This window comes from Hyphomonas atlantica corrig. (assembly GCF_017795365.1).
GTDB classification, from domain to species: Bacteria; Pseudomonadota; Alphaproteobacteria; order Caulobacterales; family Hyphomonadaceae; genus Hyphomonas; species Hyphomonas atlantica.
In genome coordinates this window covers 1,081,958-1,098,868 of record NZ_CP051254.1, presented here as the reverse complement: position 1 = coordinate 1,098,868, position 16,911 = coordinate 1,081,958, and the positions used below count along the sequence as shown (strand labels likewise).

The following is a 16,911-nucleotide window of genomic DNA, read 5'->3' as shown; positions in this document are numbered from 1 at the left end:
GGGCTGACCTATGGCAAAACTTCAGGCATTTGGAATCGTTCAGGAAGAAGCTGAGGCGCGCCGCGAACATCGTCTCGGCAAGGAGGTCCCATTGGTCAAGCAAACCCCGACGAATCCCGAACCGGCAGGCGCGAAAGCGCCGCGCTATCCGCAGCCAGGGCGCGCAGGGAAAAAGAGCATTACGGCCTATGTGCCGAGCGCCGCCCACAAATCCCTCAAACTCTTTGCCATGGAACATGACACAACCGTGGAAGCCCTGATCATCACCGGGCTCGACCGCCTGCTCATGGATATGGGGCAAAACTGGACGATTGGCACAGGCGATGAATTCATCGTGCCAACCGACCCGCCAGAATAAGAACGCCGCTAGGCCCGTTTCGGCTTCGGGACTCTGACAAGCCTCACCCGGCCTAGCCGGTCTGTCCGTTCGACTTCGATCCAGTTCGCCTGATCGGGTTTGAAGTCCGGTTGCAGGTTTGTCTTGAACCCCGTCTTCAAATCTGGGGACTGAGCCGGCGGGACCGGAGGTGACGCTCCTCCCATTAGGAGCCAGGGACCGAGCGATTTGATCGCCAGCATGGTGGCGATCAGGATCCAGAGCGACGCATCCGCAGAGACCTCAAAGCCAACCAATGTGAAACTCTGCCCCACTTTCTTCGCATCGCGGCGGTCTGCAGCAAGGGCCGCCGTGTCGGCCAGTATTCTTCGGTCGGCCTCCAACTCGGCACTCAGCACCTCATAGGATTGCGCAGCTTTCAGTTCTGCCCGAAGCGCTGCAATGCGCGTCGGAAAATTCTCCGCATCCCTGCGGGATTCATAACCCGTCAGTTCGGCCTTGATGGCCTCGACGGAGCGGCTCGGCTTTGTGAGCGCCGCAAGCCTTGCTTCGCGCTGAACGATCCGCTTCTCAGCATTCGCCCGGCCTGCCAGCTGTTCGGCCACGCCCGCATCGATCTGGCTATCGAAGAGGGTATGGAATCGTTTTTCCTGTACAGCCGACAGCCCGAGCGCCGCCAGCCAGACGATCAAGGCGATGAGGCCAGCGCCCCAATTTCCCTGCCGAAACCGTATGGCGAGGAAGACAAGGCCGACACAGACCCAGAGTTCGAGCAGCACAAAGGCGATCAGGTACCAGTAGCGGACCGTATCGCCCTCCGGACGGCTTGCCAGCTGCACCATGGCCACGGCCCAGAGCGACAGGCCGGTCAGGAGGAGAATGACCCCATAGCCAAGCCACAGGATCACCGGCCAGGGGCGTGCGGTATCATGCCCTGGATCTGCGGTGGGTCCTATTCCTGGCGCTTGCATGCCGACCTCCGGACGAGTACCCATTAAGGGAGTACGAATGTACTCATTTATTGAGTATTGTCGATTCGGGCAAGTCCCGATCGGATCTGGACGAGGTAGGATCCTTCATGACGCCGGACGAGCTGAAACAGGAACGCCTGCGCCGCGGCATGACCTATGCCGAATTTGGTGAATGGGTGGCGCAGCAACTGACGGACGCTGACCCTGACGGCAAACCCGTGAAACCCTATTCCCGCCAGCGCATCTATGATTGGGAAAACAAGATTGTCCCCGTCCCCTCCCGCGTCGAAGCCATGTTGCTGCGGGAAGAAATTGCGCGCCTGGAACGCCTGCTCAAGCATGAGCGTAGCCCCGCAGCGGGCCATGAAATCACCGAAGACGAGCCGGGCCGCAAGGAACTCGAAGAAAAGCGCGAGCGGCTTGCAACCGGCAAGAAAGCCCCGTCGAAGAAACGCGGCCGCAGCGCCGAACGGGACGGCGATTGGTAGCCTGCCCGGTTTGTACTCAAAAATAGGGTTGCTTTTCACGCAATCTGTGCGATGCTCAGACACAAGACAGACGTGTTTTGAGTATCCGGCAGATGCGCATCACCATACCTGACATCACCGAATTTCATCATGCGGTCGCCGAGGCGCACGGCATCTCGCTTTTCGACCGCTATGATGAAGCCAGCGCCGCCAGCCTGCTGAGATATTCGCTCCCGGCGCTACGGCGGTTCCGGTCCGCCGGACGGATTGGCTGCGTGAAGCCTTCGCCCCGCAAGATCTTCTATTTCGGCTATCAGCTGGTCGAATTCCTCCTGAAATCTGTCGAGGAAAAATCATGCCCAGATACTCCAGACAAAGAGACTTCCAGCTCGGCGACTACTGGCTCTCGAAGCGCAGTGGCAGCCCGGCCTGGCACCGGACCTGGTTCGATCCGGAAACCCGACAAACAAGACGCGCTAGCCTCGGCACTACGGATCTTGACGAAGCCAAGCAGCGCCTGACTGACTGGTTCATTCTCGAACAGACAAAGCCCCAGCAAGAAGCCGCAGACCTCCTGCTGGCGGAAGTGTTCCCCCGCTTCTACGAGCAGCACGGAAAGACGCTGGTCTCTGCGTCTGACGTTAATCGCTCGCTACGCGACTGGTTGACCTTTCACGGGGATGCCACGGTCGCAGAAGCGACCACGCAGGAAGCCCAGCGAAACTTCCGGGACTGGCTCAGTACCGAGCGCGGCCTGTCGCCCGCTTCGGTGCGCCGTGTGCTTCTGGTCGGCAAGTCTGCCCTCAACTGGGCCTGGAAACGGGGTGAAATTGTTCAGGTGCCTTATATCGCCCTTGTGACGCCCCCTACCCCAGAGCCGAAGGGCCGCCCGCTTGAGATTGAGGAAGTCGTCCGTTTGTTTAAAGCCTCACGCGAGCCGCATGTGACGGTGCTGATGGCGTTCATGCTTGGCACAGCCGCAAGGACCGGCGCCATCCTCGACTTGAAACTCTCCCAGATCGATGTCGAAAAGCGCCTGATCTTCCTCAACCCGCCGGGCCGCCGGCAAACCAACAAATACCGGCCGACCGTACGCCTGCCTTCGCAGCTCGTTGCCTATGTCGAAAAGCGAAGGGAGTCCGGCAAGGACGAACCGCTGATCACCTATAATGGGGCAGCGGTAAAGTCGGTGAAGACGAACTGGCGCAAACTCGTTGTGGAAGCGGGCCTGGAAGGCAATGTTCAGACCTATTCGTTCCGGCACACGATCGCGCGCTGGATGCGGATGCAGGGCGTGCCCGCCTGGGAAGTCGCAGCACAGCTCGGGCATAAGGCACCAGAGTATTCGACCACGGAGATTTATGCTCCGTTTGACCCGGCCTATTTGTCTAACGCAGTCAGCGCGATCGACGCGCTTCTCGCAGAGCTCGCGAGCACACTTCCCGAAGATAGCCTTTCAGCTTTTCTACTAGATGTCTTAATCCAACCGACAGCTCACTGAATGAAGCGCACTCCTTAAATTCCCGAGCACACATACACTGAGTTTATACGTATACATCTGAACTTTGTCGCTATTTCCTTCAGATACGACTTATTGCGTCGAGTATCATATCGTCATCACGATAGCCCATAGCGAAAGACCAACCTGCGAAAAGCTCCCAAAAATACCCACTAAGAGATTTGACTTCGTCGTAATCGTCACTGCGAGTCACATGATAGGATGTCGCCTCGGAAAATCGCTTCAAGAGGCCTACCAACTCAGGATCATCCGCCTCAACTGCCAGAAGGAAGATTCGAAACTCGTCTCTCAAATGCTCCATTTTTCGAGCTAGTGCATCAAGGTAGTAGCTGTTTAGCCCATTGAGAAATCGGTGCCATCGACTTTGATTGTCGCCAGTGTCTTCGTTAAAGAACGTGCGGAACTCTACGGGATTGAGCATACGTGAGGCAGTCTCGTGATCCGAAGGCGACCGCGAAAGAACCAAAAATATGTCAATACATTGAAGTTTGAACGAACGATACTGATCAGCAAAAATCCTCTTCATTCGCGCACGCTTTTTGTATCGTGGCAAAGCAACAAGCAGCCAGTAAAACAGGATGCTCAGTACGCCTCCAGAGGCAAGCGAATAGAAGAGCGAATTCCAGAAACTAGGGTGTTTAGACCTGAAGCAAAGATTGATCGCACACAATGTATCTCTTGCAATCGGGTCGGAGGCTGAAACAGCCATTACAAAAAGCGCTGCAATGAAAAGTGCTAGCAACCAAGCATGTAGTACCCTCGTCACCTTCCGAACCAATGTTCTAAAATCCGAAAGAATGAGCATTCGTACTTCGCCAATTCATGTGTCGAATTCTGGCGCTGGATCGACAATCCAAAAAATAGTTAGGGCGCTACCAACTCTGCGAGCTTCGTCGCGACGATTGCCATCGAATCTTCTGCTGTGCTCAAGCCGCTTCGCGAACCGAGCAATGGGCTAACATCTCGGAGAGCTTCATAAGTCGTATTATGCACGATGGGAACGAGCAGATCACGTGCAAGAAGTGCTGACAGCTCTTTCTCGGCGATACCTTCTCCGCGAATGCGGCTGAGAAATGCAGGCGTCACAAGCACGATTCCCACTCGTGACCTCGCCAAACCCTTGTCAATTTCGCGTAATAACGACGAGCCGAGCAGAACGTCCTTTTCGCTAAACCAGACCGTGACCCCGCGTGACTCTAGCAAATCGTGCAACGATTTTGCGGCCCCCTTCCGATCGTCCCAGGCGTGGCAGAGAAAGACGTCCCGAAGATCAGGCACAGACGACCGCCGCTCTACACTTTCACGAACCGGTGTGAGGGACCGGACTTGGGCTAGCGTGTAGCTTACGGACGAACTTGGCGGTGACCATCTCGGTCGCCTAGTACTTGAGTCCCCGCCACTGCTTCGCCCACTGCTACTACTCACCGGTGAAGAGTATGAAGTGGAGTAAGACGAATAAGGTCCATGGCCGCCATACCGACCATAGCGGCCACGGCAGGCGGGACATCTCGCCGCTGCGGCCGCTGAACTATGTCCGCGCACTGGTGCTGTGCATCTCGCCATACATTAAAGATACGCGATTCTACGGCTGTCACAAACTACTGGTGTGCCGGACATGCGCCTCTTCACCGCCGTCCGCGAATTTCCCCCGATCATTTGGGCCAACTCGATCAACGGTGTTTGCGCCTGACGACCTGCAAACTGCGAACCTTCAGCAGTGACCAATGCCCTACTTGCTACAACAAGCCGCTCAGAATGACTGCTAAATCGCAACAGAAAAAATTATCAGCGCCCAAGAAAGCAGAATGGAAACAGAATAATCTAACAATTTGCGTGTCAGTTGCGTGTCAAATTGAGCGAGACTTTATACCAAAATTGCATACAAAGCCTTGAAAAGAATGGTGCCGCTAAGGTGACTTGAACACCTGACCCCCGCATTACGAATGCGATGCTCTACCAGCTGAGCTATAGCGGCTTATCCATTTATGAGCCACGCCTCATACCGAGACGGGCGGGATTTCGCAAGACGCTTTTGTAGCTGTCCCTGCTGACCGGCGCACCGGGCGTCAGTCGTCATCGGTTACATAGTCAAGCGGCGGCATGCGTCGCTCATCCGGGGCCTTGGGCGTGGCGACATCGTCTTCCTCACCCGGTGCTGGCAGGGCAACGACGCGGCCTGCTTCGAGCTCTCGCCCGAAGGATTCATAGCGCGGATGTACCAGGTCCCCGACATCGCCAAAGGCATACACTAGACGGCTCCAGTCTCTCTGGGAAAAGTCAAACGCCATCCCCTTCGGATCGAGGTCTGACCAGTCCGGCTCGCGCGAGGCTGAGACGGCCATCCGGCCCCAACGATCCGCTTCAGACGTATCGCCATAGCCTTTGAGCGCGCGTTCCATGAGCAGGCAGAGACGTGCTGTCGGCTTTTCCTCGACCAGCAGCGCCAGCGCCTTGATGGCAGCGGTCCAGTCCGCGGCATCCATCGACAGTTCAGCCTCAAGGATCCGGCTCTCGCGATGCTGTGGATTGGAATTGATCAGCGTCTTCAGGCGAGCCGCAATATTCTCTGGCGTGTCTTGGGGCACAAGACGGCGGGACAATTGCGCCAATGCCGGGTGCGGGCGCGCTTTCCAGCCGGTTTCCAGCACGGTCTGCGCCGATTTGGCCTTGTCATCCGTCATCAACTGACGTGCGCCATGCCAGGCTGCCGGCGAAAAGGCTGGCGCCGAGCGCAGCGCTTCGGCAAGTTCCTTCTGCGCCTCCAGCTTGCTGCCAAGCGGCAAGCCGACGGCGCGGGCCGTATGCAACACGGCGCGGCGACGTCGCAGACTGTCGCCCTTGATCAGGCCGCGCTTCTCGCCAATCGACAGGGTTTCGAGCGCCTTGGTCCATTCGCCCCGCGATACCTGGAGATCAAACAGCGAATTGAAGGGCCAGTCGGCATTGGACTTGATGCCCAGCGCTTCGCGGGCGCGTGCTTCGGCCGTTTGCTGATCGCCGCGCTCGGCCGCTGCAGTGGCAGACCCGCGCAGGCCAGCGAGTTGCCCGCCCGGAAGGCGCGTCAGCTGGCCCCAGGCGCGTTCAGCCCCGGCCCAATCATCATTCGCTTCAGCAGCGCGCGCTTCGAGCAGCAATTGCAACCGCTCATCATCGGCATGCTTGGCCGCCTTTCTGGCAAGCTTCAGAGCTGTATTGGCATCGCCTGCCTCGGCGGCGAGCAGGCCTTCCGTCAACGCAGAGTTCGCCTTGCGCGTGCGCGACACCTGGCGGTTCTTTCCTATCTTGCCGGGCAGAATGAACAGGCCGCTGACGATCCACCACACGAAGGCGATCACCCCGCCCAATATCAGCAACAGGAAGGCTGCCAGGCCCGACTGGACCGATATCTCCTGTTCGCCATACGGGAATGTGACAGCCCCCGGCAGAGATAACGCCCACCAGGCAAATGTCGCAGCGACTGCAAACAGCAGCAGGATCAGGACAAACAGGACAATCCGGTTCATGGGGCGCTATTGTTTCCTTCAAGCAGGCGCTGTTGCAAGCTTTCGAGCGCCGTTTCCAAAGTGATGCGACGGTTTGCCTGTTCGGTCCAGTCAGCCATCTCGGACGCTGGGGCGCCGTCCAGCCGCTCGACCAGGGCAAGTGCCTCAGCGATCTCGCCTGCTGCCAGGGTCTCCTCGGCGCGCGCGAGAATCGCTTGCGGATCGCTGTCTTCACCGTCAATTCGGCGAACGCTGACTGCATCCCCGAAAGCGCGATTGAGCCAGGACAGCCCCTCTCCTCCGCCAGACAGAGCCGCCTCCGCGCGGCCTTTCGCTGCCTCGAAAGAGGTCTGCAGCTCAGCGACTGTGGGGGCACCATCATCAGCGATGGGCGTTAGCTGGCGCACAGAAGCGTCATTTGGAAACTGCGACCTCAGTGTCCGCAATTCGGGCGCAAAGCCGCCACCCCTGCGCGAGGCGGCCTCTATGGAAGATACCGCGCGCGCAACCTCCGCCGTTTGCACGGCCGCTTCCGCCGCGCCACGGGCCTTGGCCTCATCCTGCCGCATGCCTTCGATCAATCCGGCCAATTGTTCGGCATCCTGACGGCTGGAGAGTTTCGCCTCATTCAGATCATCACGCAGTTCCGCGAGCTGTGTTTCGAGCTCGATAACCCGCTCGACCTCAACGCCGTCCGGCGCTTCCTGCAATTGTTCCACCGATTGAGCCATGCGGTTCAGGCGGGTTTCTAGGCTGGCGACAGAACGCGACAAGTCTTCGGGGCTGACATCGCCCGAAGTGTCGACAGATTCCAGCGCCGCGATCCGTTGCGCTAGCTCCTGCAAGGCCTGATCGTCCACCTGACCGTCGGAAGCCGCATCGCGATCCGATAGCGCCTCAACCTCCGATGAGAGCGCCGCCAGATTGGTGCCCAACCCATCCTGCTCCCGAATGGTTCGGGCAAGCCTGATGGAAATCTCCTCCTGACCGGCCTTCATCTCATCGAGTCGGCTTTCGACCATGCCGGGATTGGTTGAGGTATCCGCGATATAGCGTGTGCCCGCCATGCCGAGTATGCCGCCCAGTCCCGCCGCGAACAGGGACAGGATGGTTGCGCCCAGCCAGCCCGGTCCAGCAGACAAGCCACGCTTTCCACTCGCTGCCCCTTCGGGCGCTGGCTCGAAATCCGCATCTATCGGCTCGCTCGTGCCAATCGGATCGTCGTCAGGTGTGGCGTTTTCAGTCATGAATCCTGCTTTCCCTTCAGACGGGAGTTTCCGCCACATTCGCACAGACTATGGCGCCGATCAAAGCCCTTTGCTGGCCTCGCACAGCGCGGCGACAAGCGCGTCTTCATTCGGCCTGTCCGCTGCAATAATGCGGGATGCGCCAAGCGGCTTCAGCGGAGCTGCTGCGGCCTCCGAAATCGCAATCATTGTCCACGCTTCAGAGGCAAGCCCCATGGCAAGATCCACGAATGCGGTCGCCGCTTTCGCGGAGTGGATGAGCACAATCGCCTCCTCCCCTGAGCGCAAGGCATCGCTTGCCTCTTCCGAAAACGCCTGTGCGGGCACTGTCTCATACAAGGGCAAAAATCTCGCGTTGCGCCCGGCAGCCTTCAGGGTGGCCACCAAATTCCCGGCAGCCGCATCATTGGCCACATGCAGGAAGCCATCAACCTGATCTTCGGACGACAGGATCAGGCGGGCCAGATCGTCCGCATTGCCATCACCGGCGATAATCTTCTGGAATCCCGCGTCTTCAGCGGCGGCTGTGGTCGCGGGCCCGACACACCAAGCCGACACGTCAGCGACCTGCTCCGTGATCCCGCCAACAGCATCGACAAAATAGCGGACACCATTCGCACTGGTGAAAACGAGATTGTAAATTCCGCCCAGATCTGGCGCCACCGCATTCAACGGGCGCAAGGTCAGCATGGGGGACAGGATCGGGCTTAGCCCCTGCTCACGCACACGCGCGACCGTTTCGGACGCGCCGGGCTCGGCCCGCGTCACGATGACGGGGGGCTTCACCATGCGCCACCAAAGGCCGGGAGCTCTCCCCCTGCCGCATCTTTGATCTTGCCCGCAAGCTCTGCCCCGAGCGCGGCGAGCGCATCCCGCGACGCATTCTTCGCGCAAGATCCGCTTGCGGACCAAGTCTGCTTGCCGTCCAGCGACAGAACTTCGCCCCGCATGAACCAGGTCTCGCCTTCGTCAAACGTATGCGCCGCGATAGGGGTCCGGCAACTTCCATCCAGCGCGGCCAGAAAGGCGCGCTCGATATGTGCGGCTGCCTCGGTCGCCGCGTGGTCCATCTTTGCAAAGGCCGCCGCCGCATCCTCTGGCAGGTCTTCCCGTGCCACGACGCCGACGATGCCCTGTCCCGCTGCCGGTAGCATGTCGTCAAGCGGAATGGGATTGGCGAGATGCGCCATGCCGAGACGGGTCAGGCCCGCCATGGCGAGATACGTCGCGTCCGCCAGGCCGTCTTCGAGCTTGCGCATGCGTGTGGCGACATTGCCCCGGAAGGTCACGATCTCGACATCGGGGCGCTGGGCCAGTGTCTGCGCCTCCCGGCGGAGAGAGGCAGTCCCGACCCGCGCACCCTGTTTCAGGTCGGCGAGAGATTTCGCATGCGGCGACAGGAAGCCCTCGCGCGGATCTTCGCGTTCCGGAAACGCCACAAATCGCTGCCCGTCAGGCAACACAGACGGCACGTCTTTCAGGCTATGCACCGTGACATCAACCTCGCCACGATCCAGCGCCGCATCAAGTTCGCGGGTGAACAGGCCCTTGCCGCCCGCATCAATCAGCCGCTCGGTTGTCAATTGGTCGCCGGATGTCGTGAACGTCACGATCTCTCCACGCCAAGCGCCGCCGGAATGGATTTCGAGCGCCGCCGCCACTTGCCGCGCCTGCACAAGCGCCAGGGGAGATCCCCGCGTGCCGACACGGAGGACGCGCTGGTCATTGCGGGAAGTATCATCAGGAGAAATACGTGGATCAGTCATCCCCCTCCCCTAACGCCCATAGAGGCACTTGCCAATTGACACAGCGCCGCGGAAAGGAATACCAAGTCTTATCGTTATTCGAGAAAAATTTTCCGGAGTTCCCTCATGATCAAGCAAACCGCCACCGCGATTGCCCTTGCCCTCGCGCTGACCGCGTGCGGCCCAACCACGCCAGCCGCCGAACCGGACAAGCCCGAAATCACCGCCGAGGAGATGGCCGCGAACGGGGAACGCCTGAACGCCTGGTTCGACGCCAAGTATGAAGAAGAGCTGCAATTCAGCCCGGTTGGCCTGACATTTCTCGGCCGGAAGGACAAGAATGACCAGATCGATTGCTTCACCATCGAATGCTACAAGGAGCAGCTCGCCTGGCGCGTGGCCGCGACCGAAGAGATGGAGCGCGAGTTCGACTATGACGCGCTCTCACCCGCCGACAAGATTTCCTACGACATCTGGAAGTACCAGACCGAGCAAGAAGTCGCTGGCGACGCATATCTCTACAATGGCTATGTCTTTGATCAGATGAACGGACCGCAGGGCTTTGTCCCGACCTTTCTGATCAATTTCCATTCCGTGGACACGGTGGAAGATCTGGACGCCCTGATCACCCGGATCAGCGAAAGTGGCCGCGCCATGAACGAAGCCATTGATCTGGCGCGCGAGTCTGCTGCGCGCGGCGTGCATGCGCCGAAATTCGCCTATGAAGGCGTGATCGACCAGTCGCAGAAAGTCATCACTGGCGCGCCGTTTACAGAGGGCGAAGACAGCGCCCTATACGCGGACGTGAAGTCTGAAATTGCCAAGCTGAAAGAGTCCGGTGACCTGACCGAGGAAGAGGCGGACGCCAAGCTGGAACAAGCCCGCATTGCCCTCGTCGACTACTTCCTGCCCGCCTATGAAGCGATCATCGCCTTTGCCAAGGAAGACATGGCGAATTCGCCAGACTCCGACAAACCGGTCGGTGCGGACACGCAACCGGATGGCAAGGCGTACTACAATCACCTCCTCGCCACGCAGACGACAACGAACCTGACCGCTGACGAGATCCACGAGATCGGCCTCGCGGAAGTGGCACGCATCCACAAAGAAATGGAAGCCATCAAGCAGGAAGTCGGTTTCGAAGGCACGTTGCAGGAATTCTTCACGATGCTGCGTGATTCCAAGGATGATGAGCGCTTTTACTATCCGAATACGGATGAGGGGCGTCAGGCCTATATCGACGACGCGACCCGCGACATCGAGAACATCAAGGCGAACCTGCCGGAATTCTTCGGTATCCTGCCGAAGGCCGACCTCGTCGTGAAGCGCGTGGAGCCGTTCCGTGAGCAGGATGGCGCAGCCCAGCACTACTATCCGGGCACGCCCGATGGCACGCGCCCCGGTATATACTATGCTCACCTTTCCGACATGACAGCGATGCCAAAGCGCGAACTGGAAGTGATCGCCTATCATGAGGGCATTCCGGGTCACCACATGCAGATCTCCATCGCGCAGGAACTGGAAGGCGTGCCGCAATTCCGTACCCAGGCCGGCTTCACCGCCTATATCGAAGGCTGGGCGCTTTATTCCGAATGGCTCGCCACGGAATTCCCGGACACCTACCAGAACCCCTACTCCGATTTCGGCCGGCTTGGCTCTGAAATCTGGCGCGCCATCCGGCTTGTCGTGGACACCGGGCTTCACTCCAAGGGCTGGACTGAGGAAGAAGCAGTCCAATACTTCCTGAACAATACAGCCATCACAGAGGCGCAGGCCCGCTCGGAGATCCAGCGCTACATTGTGATGCCGGGACAGGCGACCAGCTACAAGATCGGCATGATGAAGATCCAGCAGCTGCGCAAGAAGGCCGAAGACGAACTGGGCGACAAGTTCGACATCAAGGGCTTCCACGACACGGTTCTGGGTGGCGGTGCCATGCCACTGGAAATCCTCGAACGTAGGGTCGACCAGTGGATCGCGGAACAACAGGCGGCGTAATCTCCGCTGGCACCTGATCGTCCAACCGGGCGACGCGAGGGCAGGGCTTGCTTGAGGCAGGCCCTGCCCTACGCTTTTGGGCAGGGAGAAAACGCCATGAATCTAGACTTCAGCCCAGAGATCGAAACCTTTCGGCAGACGGTCCGCCGCTTCTTCGAGACCGAATTTCCGAAGGACATCATCGAGAAGAACCGCGCAGGGCTTGCCCTGACCACAGCAGAAGTCCGCCGGTCCGAAATGGCGCTCGGCGCAAAGGGCTGGCTCGCCAGTGCGTGGCCGGAGGAATATGGCGGCCCCGGCTGGTCGGTCGAGGAGCAATACGTCTTTGACGAAGAACTGGAACGCGCCGGCGTGCCGACCGTCACGCCGATGGGCGTCGTCTATGTCGGCCCTGTTGTCTACACATTCGGGTCTGATGCGCAGAAGGAAAAATGGCTGCCCGGCATTCGTGACGGCTCAGTCGGCTGGGCGCAGGGCTATTCCGAGCCGGGTTCGGGATCAGACCTCGCCTCTCTCCAGTTCAGCGCTGTTCTGGAGAATGGCACCTACACGCTGAACGGCCACAAGATCTGGACGTCCGCCGCGCAGCATGCGGACTGGATCTTCCTGCTCACGCGGACCTCGGATGCCGGCAAGAAGCAGGAAGGCATCACCTTCATCTGCTGCCCGATTGATGCCCCCGGCGTGACCGTGAAGCCGATCATCACAATCGATGGCAAACATGTGCTGAACGAGGTCTTCTTCGATAGTGTCACCGTGCCCGAAGACTATCGCATCGGCGAGGAAGGCAAAGGCTGGACCTATTCGCAATACCTGCTCGGTTTCGAGCGCACCTCCTATGCCCGCATTGGCGGCAAGCGCGCCATGCTGCGCCATGTTCGCGACATCGCCCGCGAAATGCCGGAGAATGGCAATTACCGCCTGATTGATGATCCGGGATTTGCCCGCAAGCTGACGGAAGCGGAAATGGCCGTCGATGGGCTGGAGATGACCGTGTTCCGCATATTATCCGCCCTCTCCGCAGGCGGATCACCGGGAGACGCAGCATCGACGGTAAAGATTCTGGCCACAACAACGCACCAACAGATTACGGAATTGATGCTGGATGCTGTCGGCCATTTCGGCCAGCCCTTCGGCAAGGCCGGGGATTTGCCGGATAGCCTGCCCGCATTCGCTGCGCCAGACGTTGCCACTTATTTCGGCGGCCGGGCTCAATCAATCTATGGCGGGACCAACGAGATCCAGCGCAACATCATCGCCAAGAAGGTGCTAGGCCTCTAGCGCCGGACTCGCGATCAAAAATCGTAAGCGATGCCCTTGCGTTCCCAGTCACCATACCGGGTCGGCTCGATCTTTCGGGGGCCACCGCGTTCGTCTTCCGGAAGCGCAGCGGCGTCTTCAGCCTCTTTGGCCTTTCGGGCATCGGCCTCTTCCAGGGCGCGCCGCGCCGCAGCAGGCAAAGTATTCCGGCGCGCTATTTCGGCCTCATCAAGAAAGTCTGGTGTGCTCATTTGCACTCCCCAATTCGTTAACAATCCCCATATAGATTAGTGGGAAGTTTAAACACCCCCAAGACTGAAACTACCGGAGACGTGTCACCCATGGGTACCGCAAAAACCTTCATGTTACTTGCCGCGCTGACCGCGCTGTTCATGGCGGTGGGCTATCTGGTTGGCGGCGCAATGGGCATGATCATCGCCTTTGTCGTTGCGGCGGGCATGAACATTTTTTCCTGGTGGAATGCAGACAAGATCGTGTTGCGCATGCAGGGCGCGAAAGAAGTGACGCCTGAAACCTCCTCCCCCATGTTGCGCACCTTCGCAGCGGATGTCGCCCGCATGGCAGAGCGCGCAGGCATGCCCGCGCCCCGCGTCTATGTCATCGAGACACCGCAACCGAACGCCTTTGCCACTGGCCGTAATCCGGAAAACGCCGCCGTTGCAGCAACTTCGGGGCTGCTTGGTTCGCTCTCGCGCGAAGAAGTTGCCGGCGTCATGGCGCATGAACTTGCCCATGTTCAGAACCGCGACACGCTGACCATGACTGTGACGGCCACGATTGCTGGCGCCATCGGCATGCTTGCCAATTTTGCCATGTTCTTTGGCCGGGAGCGTTCGGGCCTGATCGGCTCTCTGGCGATCATGATCTTCGCACCCATGGCAGCGGCCCTCGTGCAGATGGCAATCAGCCGGTCGCGCGAATACGAGGCTGACAAGCGCGGCGCGGAAATCTGCGGAAATCCGCTCTGGCTCGCCTCAGCCCTTCAGAAGATTGAACGCGGCACACGGTCGTCCGTGAACATGGCGGCAGAGCGCAATCCGGCGATGGCGCACATGTACATCGCCAATCCGCTTAGTGGTCGCGGCGCAGATAATCTGTTCTCAACCCACCCGGCAACCGCTAACCGGATCGAGGCCCTGCGCCGCATGGCCGCCGAAATGGGCGTGAGCTCGGAAAAAGCCGAGACCCCACGCCGACAAGCCGGCCCGTGGGGCTGAAGGGAAAAGACACAGGATGAGCGGAGCCCAAACACGGCGCGCAGCAGCAGAATTGCTGATGCTGACGCTGGACAGTCGTCGAACGCTTGATGAAGCGATGGCGAAGACAGACAGTTACAATGACCTGGAAGGCCCGGATCGCGGCTTTGCGCGCGTGATGGCGAGCGCCGCGCTGCGGGAACTCGGTCGGATTGATGCTGGGCTCTCCCCTCTTCTTTCCCGCCCTCTTGAGGCAACAAGCCCCGCCATTCGCGCGCTGCTGCGCATCGGCGCGGTACAGCTCTGGCGACTGGACACACCCGCGCACGCGGCGGTGTCCGAGACCGTTGAGGCCGCCAAGGGGTGGCCGGATGCCCGCTCAGGCGGCAGCTTCCTCAATGCCGTCTTGCGCCGGGCCGCGGACACGGATCCGGGACTGGACGCCATGTCCGCAATCTCCGTCTGGCCAGACTGGTTGGCTGACCGGTTCGCGGCAGACCTCGGCGCGGAGGGCGCTGAAAGGCTCGCGGCGCATCAATTGTCAGAGGCGCCCCTTTTTCTGTCCGCGCGATCAGACCCAACTGAAGTGGCGACGGCGACACATGGCGACCTGCTGCCGACCGGTTCTGTTCGCCTCGGGCACTCGAACGTCGAAACGCTTCCAGGCTATGACAGCGGAGACTGGTGGGTTCAGGATGCAGCCGCCGCCCTGCCTGCCCGGCTACTCGGCGCGACAGAAGACGACAAGATCATGGACCTTTGCGCGGCCCCCGGCGGCAAAACGCTACAATTGGCGACAAGCGGCGCACAGGTCACGGCAGTTGATCGCTCCAAGCCGCGATTGGAACGGCTCAGGGAAAACCTCGCACGAACCGGCCTGTCGGCCGACATCATCGCGGCAAATGCCGACGAATGGCGACCGGATGCGCCCGTCTCGAAATTGCTGCTGGATGCCCCCTGCTCGGCTCTAGGCACGCTGCGACGCCACCCGGAAGGCGCATGGATCAAGCGGGAAGCAGAGATCGACCGTTTCCCGACCGCGCAGGCCAGATTGCTCGCCGCCGCTGCAGACATGGTCGTCTCGGGCGGGACCGTGATCTACTGCGTTTGCACGCCGCTCAAGTCTGAGGGGCTTGAGATCGTGGAAGGCGCGCTCTCGAACGGCCTCTATACGCGTCATGCGATTGAACCGGACGAAATCCCCGGCTTCGAGCACTGCCTCACCGGAGCTGGCGATCTACTGACCATTCCGAGCGAAGGCGCTGGGCATGATGCGTTCTTCATCGCCAGACTGACACGCCTCTGACCCGGCCGCTTTGATGGTTTCCAATCTTTAAATTGACGCGCCACAAAAACGCCCCGCAGAGTTCATCTGCCATTCAGGGCGCTTTGTGCAAAATCGCCCCATCAAAATGTGCAAGGAGCACTCGAACATGATTACCGAATTTTCCCCCCGGAAGGTCGCTGTGGGTGCCTTTGCTGCCCTGACACTTGCGCTGACCGGATGTGCAAACAGCTATGGCGCAGGCACCGCAACCCCAGGCGCTGTCGGCCAGGCCTCGACCGTATATCAGGGCACTGTGTCCTCCGTGCGCGCGGTGACGATCCAATCTGACCGCTCCCTCATCGGTACGGCAACCGGCGCTGTTCTAGGCGGCCTTGCTGGCTCTGAACTCGGCGGTGGTGACAAGGCCCAGACTGCTGGCGCCATTGGCGGTGCCGTGATCGGCGGTATTGCCGGTAACGCAGCGGGCAAAGCGGTCGGCAAGCAGCAGGGCTATGCCTACATCGTGCGGTTTTCGACGGGCGACGTGAAGGAAATCATCCAGGGCGCAGACGTCTATATCGCGCCGGGCACCCCGGTTGACATCATCGCTGGTGCCGACGGCTGGAAACTCGTTCCGGCAGCAGCCTACTAAGCCGCTTCACGCATATTCCGGCAGCCGACCGCCTTGTGCGGTTGGCTGTTCCGGCATAGGGAGGGAGCATGCGCGACGTGCTTATTTCTCCCTCGATTCTCTCCGCAGATTTCTCCCGTCTCGGTGAGGAAATTGCCGCCATCGACCATGCTGGCGCAGATATGATCCACATCGATGTCATGGATGGGCACTTTGTGCCAAACCTGACATTCGGGGCTCCGGTCATCGAGAAACTGCGGAAATGCACAGACAAGCCCTTCGACGTGCACCTGATGATCGCCCCAGTGGACCCGTTCATTTCGGCGTTTGCAAAAGCTGGCGCAAACATCCTGACCGTGCATCCGGAAGCAGGGCCCCATCTGCACCGCACCCTTCAGGCCATACGCGCCGCCGGCATGAAACCGGGTGTCGCCCTGAACCCGGGCACACCTGCAAGCATTCTTGAACCCGTTCTCGACGAGACCGACCTGATCCTTGTCATGTCCGTCAATCCGGGTTTCGGAGGCCAGGCCTTCATCGACAGCCAGCTGCGCAAGGTCGAGCAGTTGCGGAGCATGATCGACGCGACAGGACGCGACATCATTCTTGAGATTGATGGCGGCCTGAATGCAGAAACTGCCCCAAAAGCGATCTCTGCCGGCGTAAACGCCATCGTGGCCGGATCTGCCGTTTTCAAGGGCGGTCCAAACGCCTATGCTGAGAATATTCGGTCACTCAGGCCGCACGTAAAAGTATAGTTTGAGACAGAA

General features: G+C 59.8%; 17 protein-coding genes and 1 tRNA gene. 9 read left to right on the top strand and 9 right to left on the bottom strand.

Annotated features, from left to right (window positions below):
* Nucleotides 1-10 precede the first annotated feature (10 nt).
* Nucleotides 11-358, top strand: a complete 348-nt coding sequence (locus tag HF931_RS05550) for a ribbon-helix-helix domain-containing protein (RefSeq protein WP_273242302.1) — start codon at nt 11-13, stop codon at nt 356-358.
* An 8-nt stretch (nt 359-366) separates the two neighbouring features.
* Here HF931_RS05550 and HF931_RS05545 read toward each other — a convergent pair whose 3' ends face one another.
* Nucleotides 367-1,308: a hypothetical protein gene (locus tag HF931_RS05545; protein ID WP_273242301.1), complete on the bottom strand. Its 942-nt coding sequence runs from the start codon at nt 1,306-1,308 to the stop codon at nt 367-369.
* Nucleotides 1,309-1,415: 107 nt separating this feature from the next.
* Here HF931_RS05545 and HF931_RS05540 point away from each other — a divergent pair, with 107 nt between their 5' ends.
* Nucleotides 1,416-1,796, top strand: a complete 381-nt coding sequence (locus HF931_RS05540) for a hypothetical protein (protein ID WP_273242299.1) — start codon at nt 1,416-1,418, stop codon at nt 1,794-1,796.
* Between the two features lie 334 nt (nt 1,797-2,130).
* Complete coding sequence (locus HF931_RS05535; protein WP_273242298.1) at nt 2,131-3,276, top strand: tyrosine-type recombinase/integrase; 1,146 nt, start codon at nt 2,131-2,133, stop codon at nt 3,274-3,276.
* A gap of 79 nt (nt 3,277-3,355) precedes the next feature.
* Here the strand turns inward: HF931_RS05535 and HF931_RS05530 are convergent, their stop codons facing one another.
* From HF931_RS05530 to hemC, 7 genes are all read right to left on the bottom strand, one after another.
* On the bottom strand, nt 3,356-4,099 hold the full coding sequence (locus HF931_RS05530) for a hypothetical protein (protein ID WP_273242296.1): 744 nt from the start codon (nt 4,097-4,099) through the stop codon (nt 3,356-3,358).
* 59 nt (nt 4,100-4,158) lie between these two features.
* Nucleotides 4,159-4,857 carry a toll/interleukin-1 receptor domain-containing protein gene (locus HF931_RS05525; protein WP_273242294.1) on the bottom strand — a complete coding sequence of 233 codons (699 nt, stop codon included), beginning with the start codon at nt 4,855-4,857 and terminating at the stop codon, nt 4,159-4,161.
* 336 nt (nt 4,858-5,193) lie between these two features.
* Nucleotides 5,194-5,269: transfer RNA gene (locus HF931_RS05520), tRNA-Thr, on the bottom strand.
* A gap of 91 nt (nt 5,270-5,360) precedes the next feature.
* The gene (locus HF931_RS05515; RefSeq protein WP_273014296.1) at nt 5,361-6,797 is read right to left on the bottom strand and encodes a heme biosynthesis protein HemY; all 1,437 of its coding nucleotides are present in this window, start codon (nt 6,795-6,797) and stop codon (nt 5,361-5,363) included.
* Nucleotides 6,794-8,023, bottom strand: a complete 1,230-nt coding sequence (locus HF931_RS05510) for a COG4223 family protein (RefSeq protein ID WP_273242292.1) — start codon at nt 8,021-8,023, stop codon at nt 6,794-6,796. Before HF931_RS05510 ends, HF931_RS05515 begins: the two co-directional genes overlap by 4 nt.
* A 60-nt stretch (nt 8,024-8,083) precedes the next feature.
* Complete coding sequence (locus HF931_RS05505; RefSeq protein ID WP_273242291.1) at nt 8,084-8,812, bottom strand: uroporphyrinogen-III synthase; 729 nt, start codon at nt 8,810-8,812, stop codon at nt 8,084-8,086.
* The gene (gene hemC / locus HF931_RS05500) at nt 8,806-9,789 is read right to left on the bottom strand and encodes a hydroxymethylbilane synthase (protein ID WP_273242290.1); all 984 of its coding nucleotides are present in this window, start codon (nt 9,787-9,789) and stop codon (nt 8,806-8,808) included. Before hemC ends, HF931_RS05505 begins: the two co-directional genes overlap by 7 nt.
* A gap of 105 nt (nt 9,790-9,894) precedes the next feature.
* Here hemC and HF931_RS05495 point away from each other — a divergent pair, with 105 nt between their 5' ends.
* Nucleotides 9,895-11,766 carry a DUF885 domain-containing protein gene (locus HF931_RS05495; RefSeq protein ID WP_273242289.1) on the top strand — a complete coding sequence of 624 codons (1,872 nt, stop codon included), beginning with the start codon at nt 9,895-9,897 and terminating at the stop codon, nt 11,764-11,766.
* A 96-nt stretch (nt 11,767-11,862) separates the two neighbouring features.
* The gene (locus HF931_RS05490) at nt 11,863-13,047 is read left to right on the top strand and encodes an acyl-CoA dehydrogenase family protein (protein WP_273242288.1); all 1,185 of its coding nucleotides are present in this window, start codon (nt 11,863-11,865) and stop codon (nt 13,045-13,047) included.
* A 14-nt stretch (nt 13,048-13,061) separates the two neighbouring features.
* On the opposite strand, the gene HF931_RS05485 is transcribed toward HF931_RS05490, so the two are convergent.
* Complete coding sequence (locus tag HF931_RS05485; protein WP_035547596.1) at nt 13,062-13,277, bottom strand: DUF1674 domain-containing protein; 216 nt, start codon at nt 13,275-13,277, stop codon at nt 13,062-13,064.
* A gap of 90 nt (nt 13,278-13,367) precedes the next feature.
* Between HF931_RS05485 and htpX the strand changes: the two genes are divergently transcribed.
* The 4 genes from htpX (at nt 13,368) to rpe (ending at nt 16,899) form a co-directional block, all read left to right on the top strand.
* Nucleotides 13,368-14,264: a zinc metalloprotease HtpX gene (htpX, locus tag HF931_RS05480; protein ID WP_273242286.1), complete on the top strand. Its 897-nt coding sequence runs from the start codon at nt 13,368-13,370 to the stop codon at nt 14,262-14,264.
* A gap of 16 nt (nt 14,265-14,280) precedes the next feature.
* Nucleotides 14,281-15,549: an RsmB/NOP family class I SAM-dependent RNA methyltransferase gene (locus HF931_RS05475; RefSeq protein ID WP_273242284.1), complete on the top strand. Its 1,269-nt coding sequence runs from the start codon at nt 14,281-14,283 to the stop codon at nt 15,547-15,549.
* A gap of 127 nt (nt 15,550-15,676) precedes the next feature.
* Nucleotides 15,677-16,162, top strand: a complete 486-nt coding sequence (locus HF931_RS05470; protein ID WP_273242282.1) for an outer membrane lipoprotein — start codon at nt 15,677-15,679, stop codon at nt 16,160-16,162.
* Nucleotides 16,163-16,230: 68 nt separating this feature from the next.
* Nucleotides 16,231-16,899, top strand: coding sequence for a ribulose-phosphate 3-epimerase (gene rpe, locus HF931_RS05465; protein ID WP_273014312.1), 669 nt, complete (start codon nt 16,231-16,233; stop codon nt 16,897-16,899).
* Nucleotides 16,900-16,911 lie beyond the last annotated feature (12 nt).

Bases quoted from the DNA above. Each gene is read 5' to 3' on its own strand.
- HF931_RS05550 (WP_273242302.1), top strand. From the start codon at position 11: ATGGCAAAACTTCAGGCATTTGGAATCGTTCAGGAAGAAGCTGAGGCG.
- HF931_RS05545 (WP_273242301.1), bottom strand. From the start codon at position 1,308: ATGCAAGCGCCAGGAATAGGACCCACCGCAGATCCAGGGCATGATACC.
- HF931_RS05540 (WP_273242299.1), top strand. From the start codon at position 1,416: ATGACGCCGGACGAGCTGAAACAGGAACGCCTGCGCCGCGGCATGACC.
- HF931_RS05535 (WP_273242298.1), top strand. From the start codon at position 2,131: ATGCCCAGATACTCCAGACAAAGAGACTTCCAGCTCGGCGACTACTGG.
- HF931_RS05530 (WP_273242296.1), bottom strand. From the start codon at position 4,099: ATGCTCATTCTTTCGGATTTTAGAACATTGGTTCGGAAGGTGACGAGG.
- HF931_RS05525 (WP_273242294.1), bottom strand. From the start codon at position 4,857: ATGGCGAGATGCACAGCACCAGTGCGCGGACATAGTTCAGCGGCCGCA.
- HF931_RS05515 (WP_273014296.1), bottom strand. From the start codon at position 6,797: ATGAACCGGATTGTCCTGTTTGTCCTGATCCTGCTGCTGTTTGCAGTC.
- HF931_RS05510 (WP_273242292.1), bottom strand. From the start codon at position 8,023: ATGACTGAAAACGCCACACCTGACGACGATCCGATTGGCACGAGCGAG.
- HF931_RS05505 (WP_273242291.1), bottom strand. From the start codon at position 8,812: ATGGTGAAGCCCCCCGTCATCGTGACGCGGGCCGAGCCCGGCGCGTCC.
- hemC (WP_273242290.1), bottom strand. From the start codon at position 9,789: ATGACTGATCCACGTATTTCTCCTGATGATACTTCCCGCAATGACCAG.
- HF931_RS05495 (WP_273242289.1), top strand. From the start codon at position 9,895: ATGATCAAGCAAACCGCCACCGCGATTGCCCTTGCCCTCGCGCTGACC.
- HF931_RS05490 (WP_273242288.1), top strand. From the start codon at position 11,863: ATGAATCTAGACTTCAGCCCAGAGATCGAAACCTTTCGGCAGACGGTC.
- HF931_RS05485 (WP_035547596.1), bottom strand. From the start codon at position 13,277: ATGAGCACACCAGACTTTCTTGATGAGGCCGAAATAGCGCGCCGGAAT.
- htpX (WP_273242286.1), top strand. From the start codon at position 13,368: ATGGGTACCGCAAAAACCTTCATGTTACTTGCCGCGCTGACCGCGCTG.
- HF931_RS05475 (WP_273242284.1), top strand. From the start codon at position 14,281: ATGAGCGGAGCCCAAACACGGCGCGCAGCAGCAGAATTGCTGATGCTG.
- HF931_RS05470 (WP_273242282.1), top strand. From the start codon at position 15,677: ATGATTACCGAATTTTCCCCCCGGAAGGTCGCTGTGGGTGCCTTTGCT.
- rpe (WP_273014312.1), top strand. From the start codon at position 16,231: ATGCGCGACGTGCTTATTTCTCCCTCGATTCTCTCCGCAGATTTCTCC.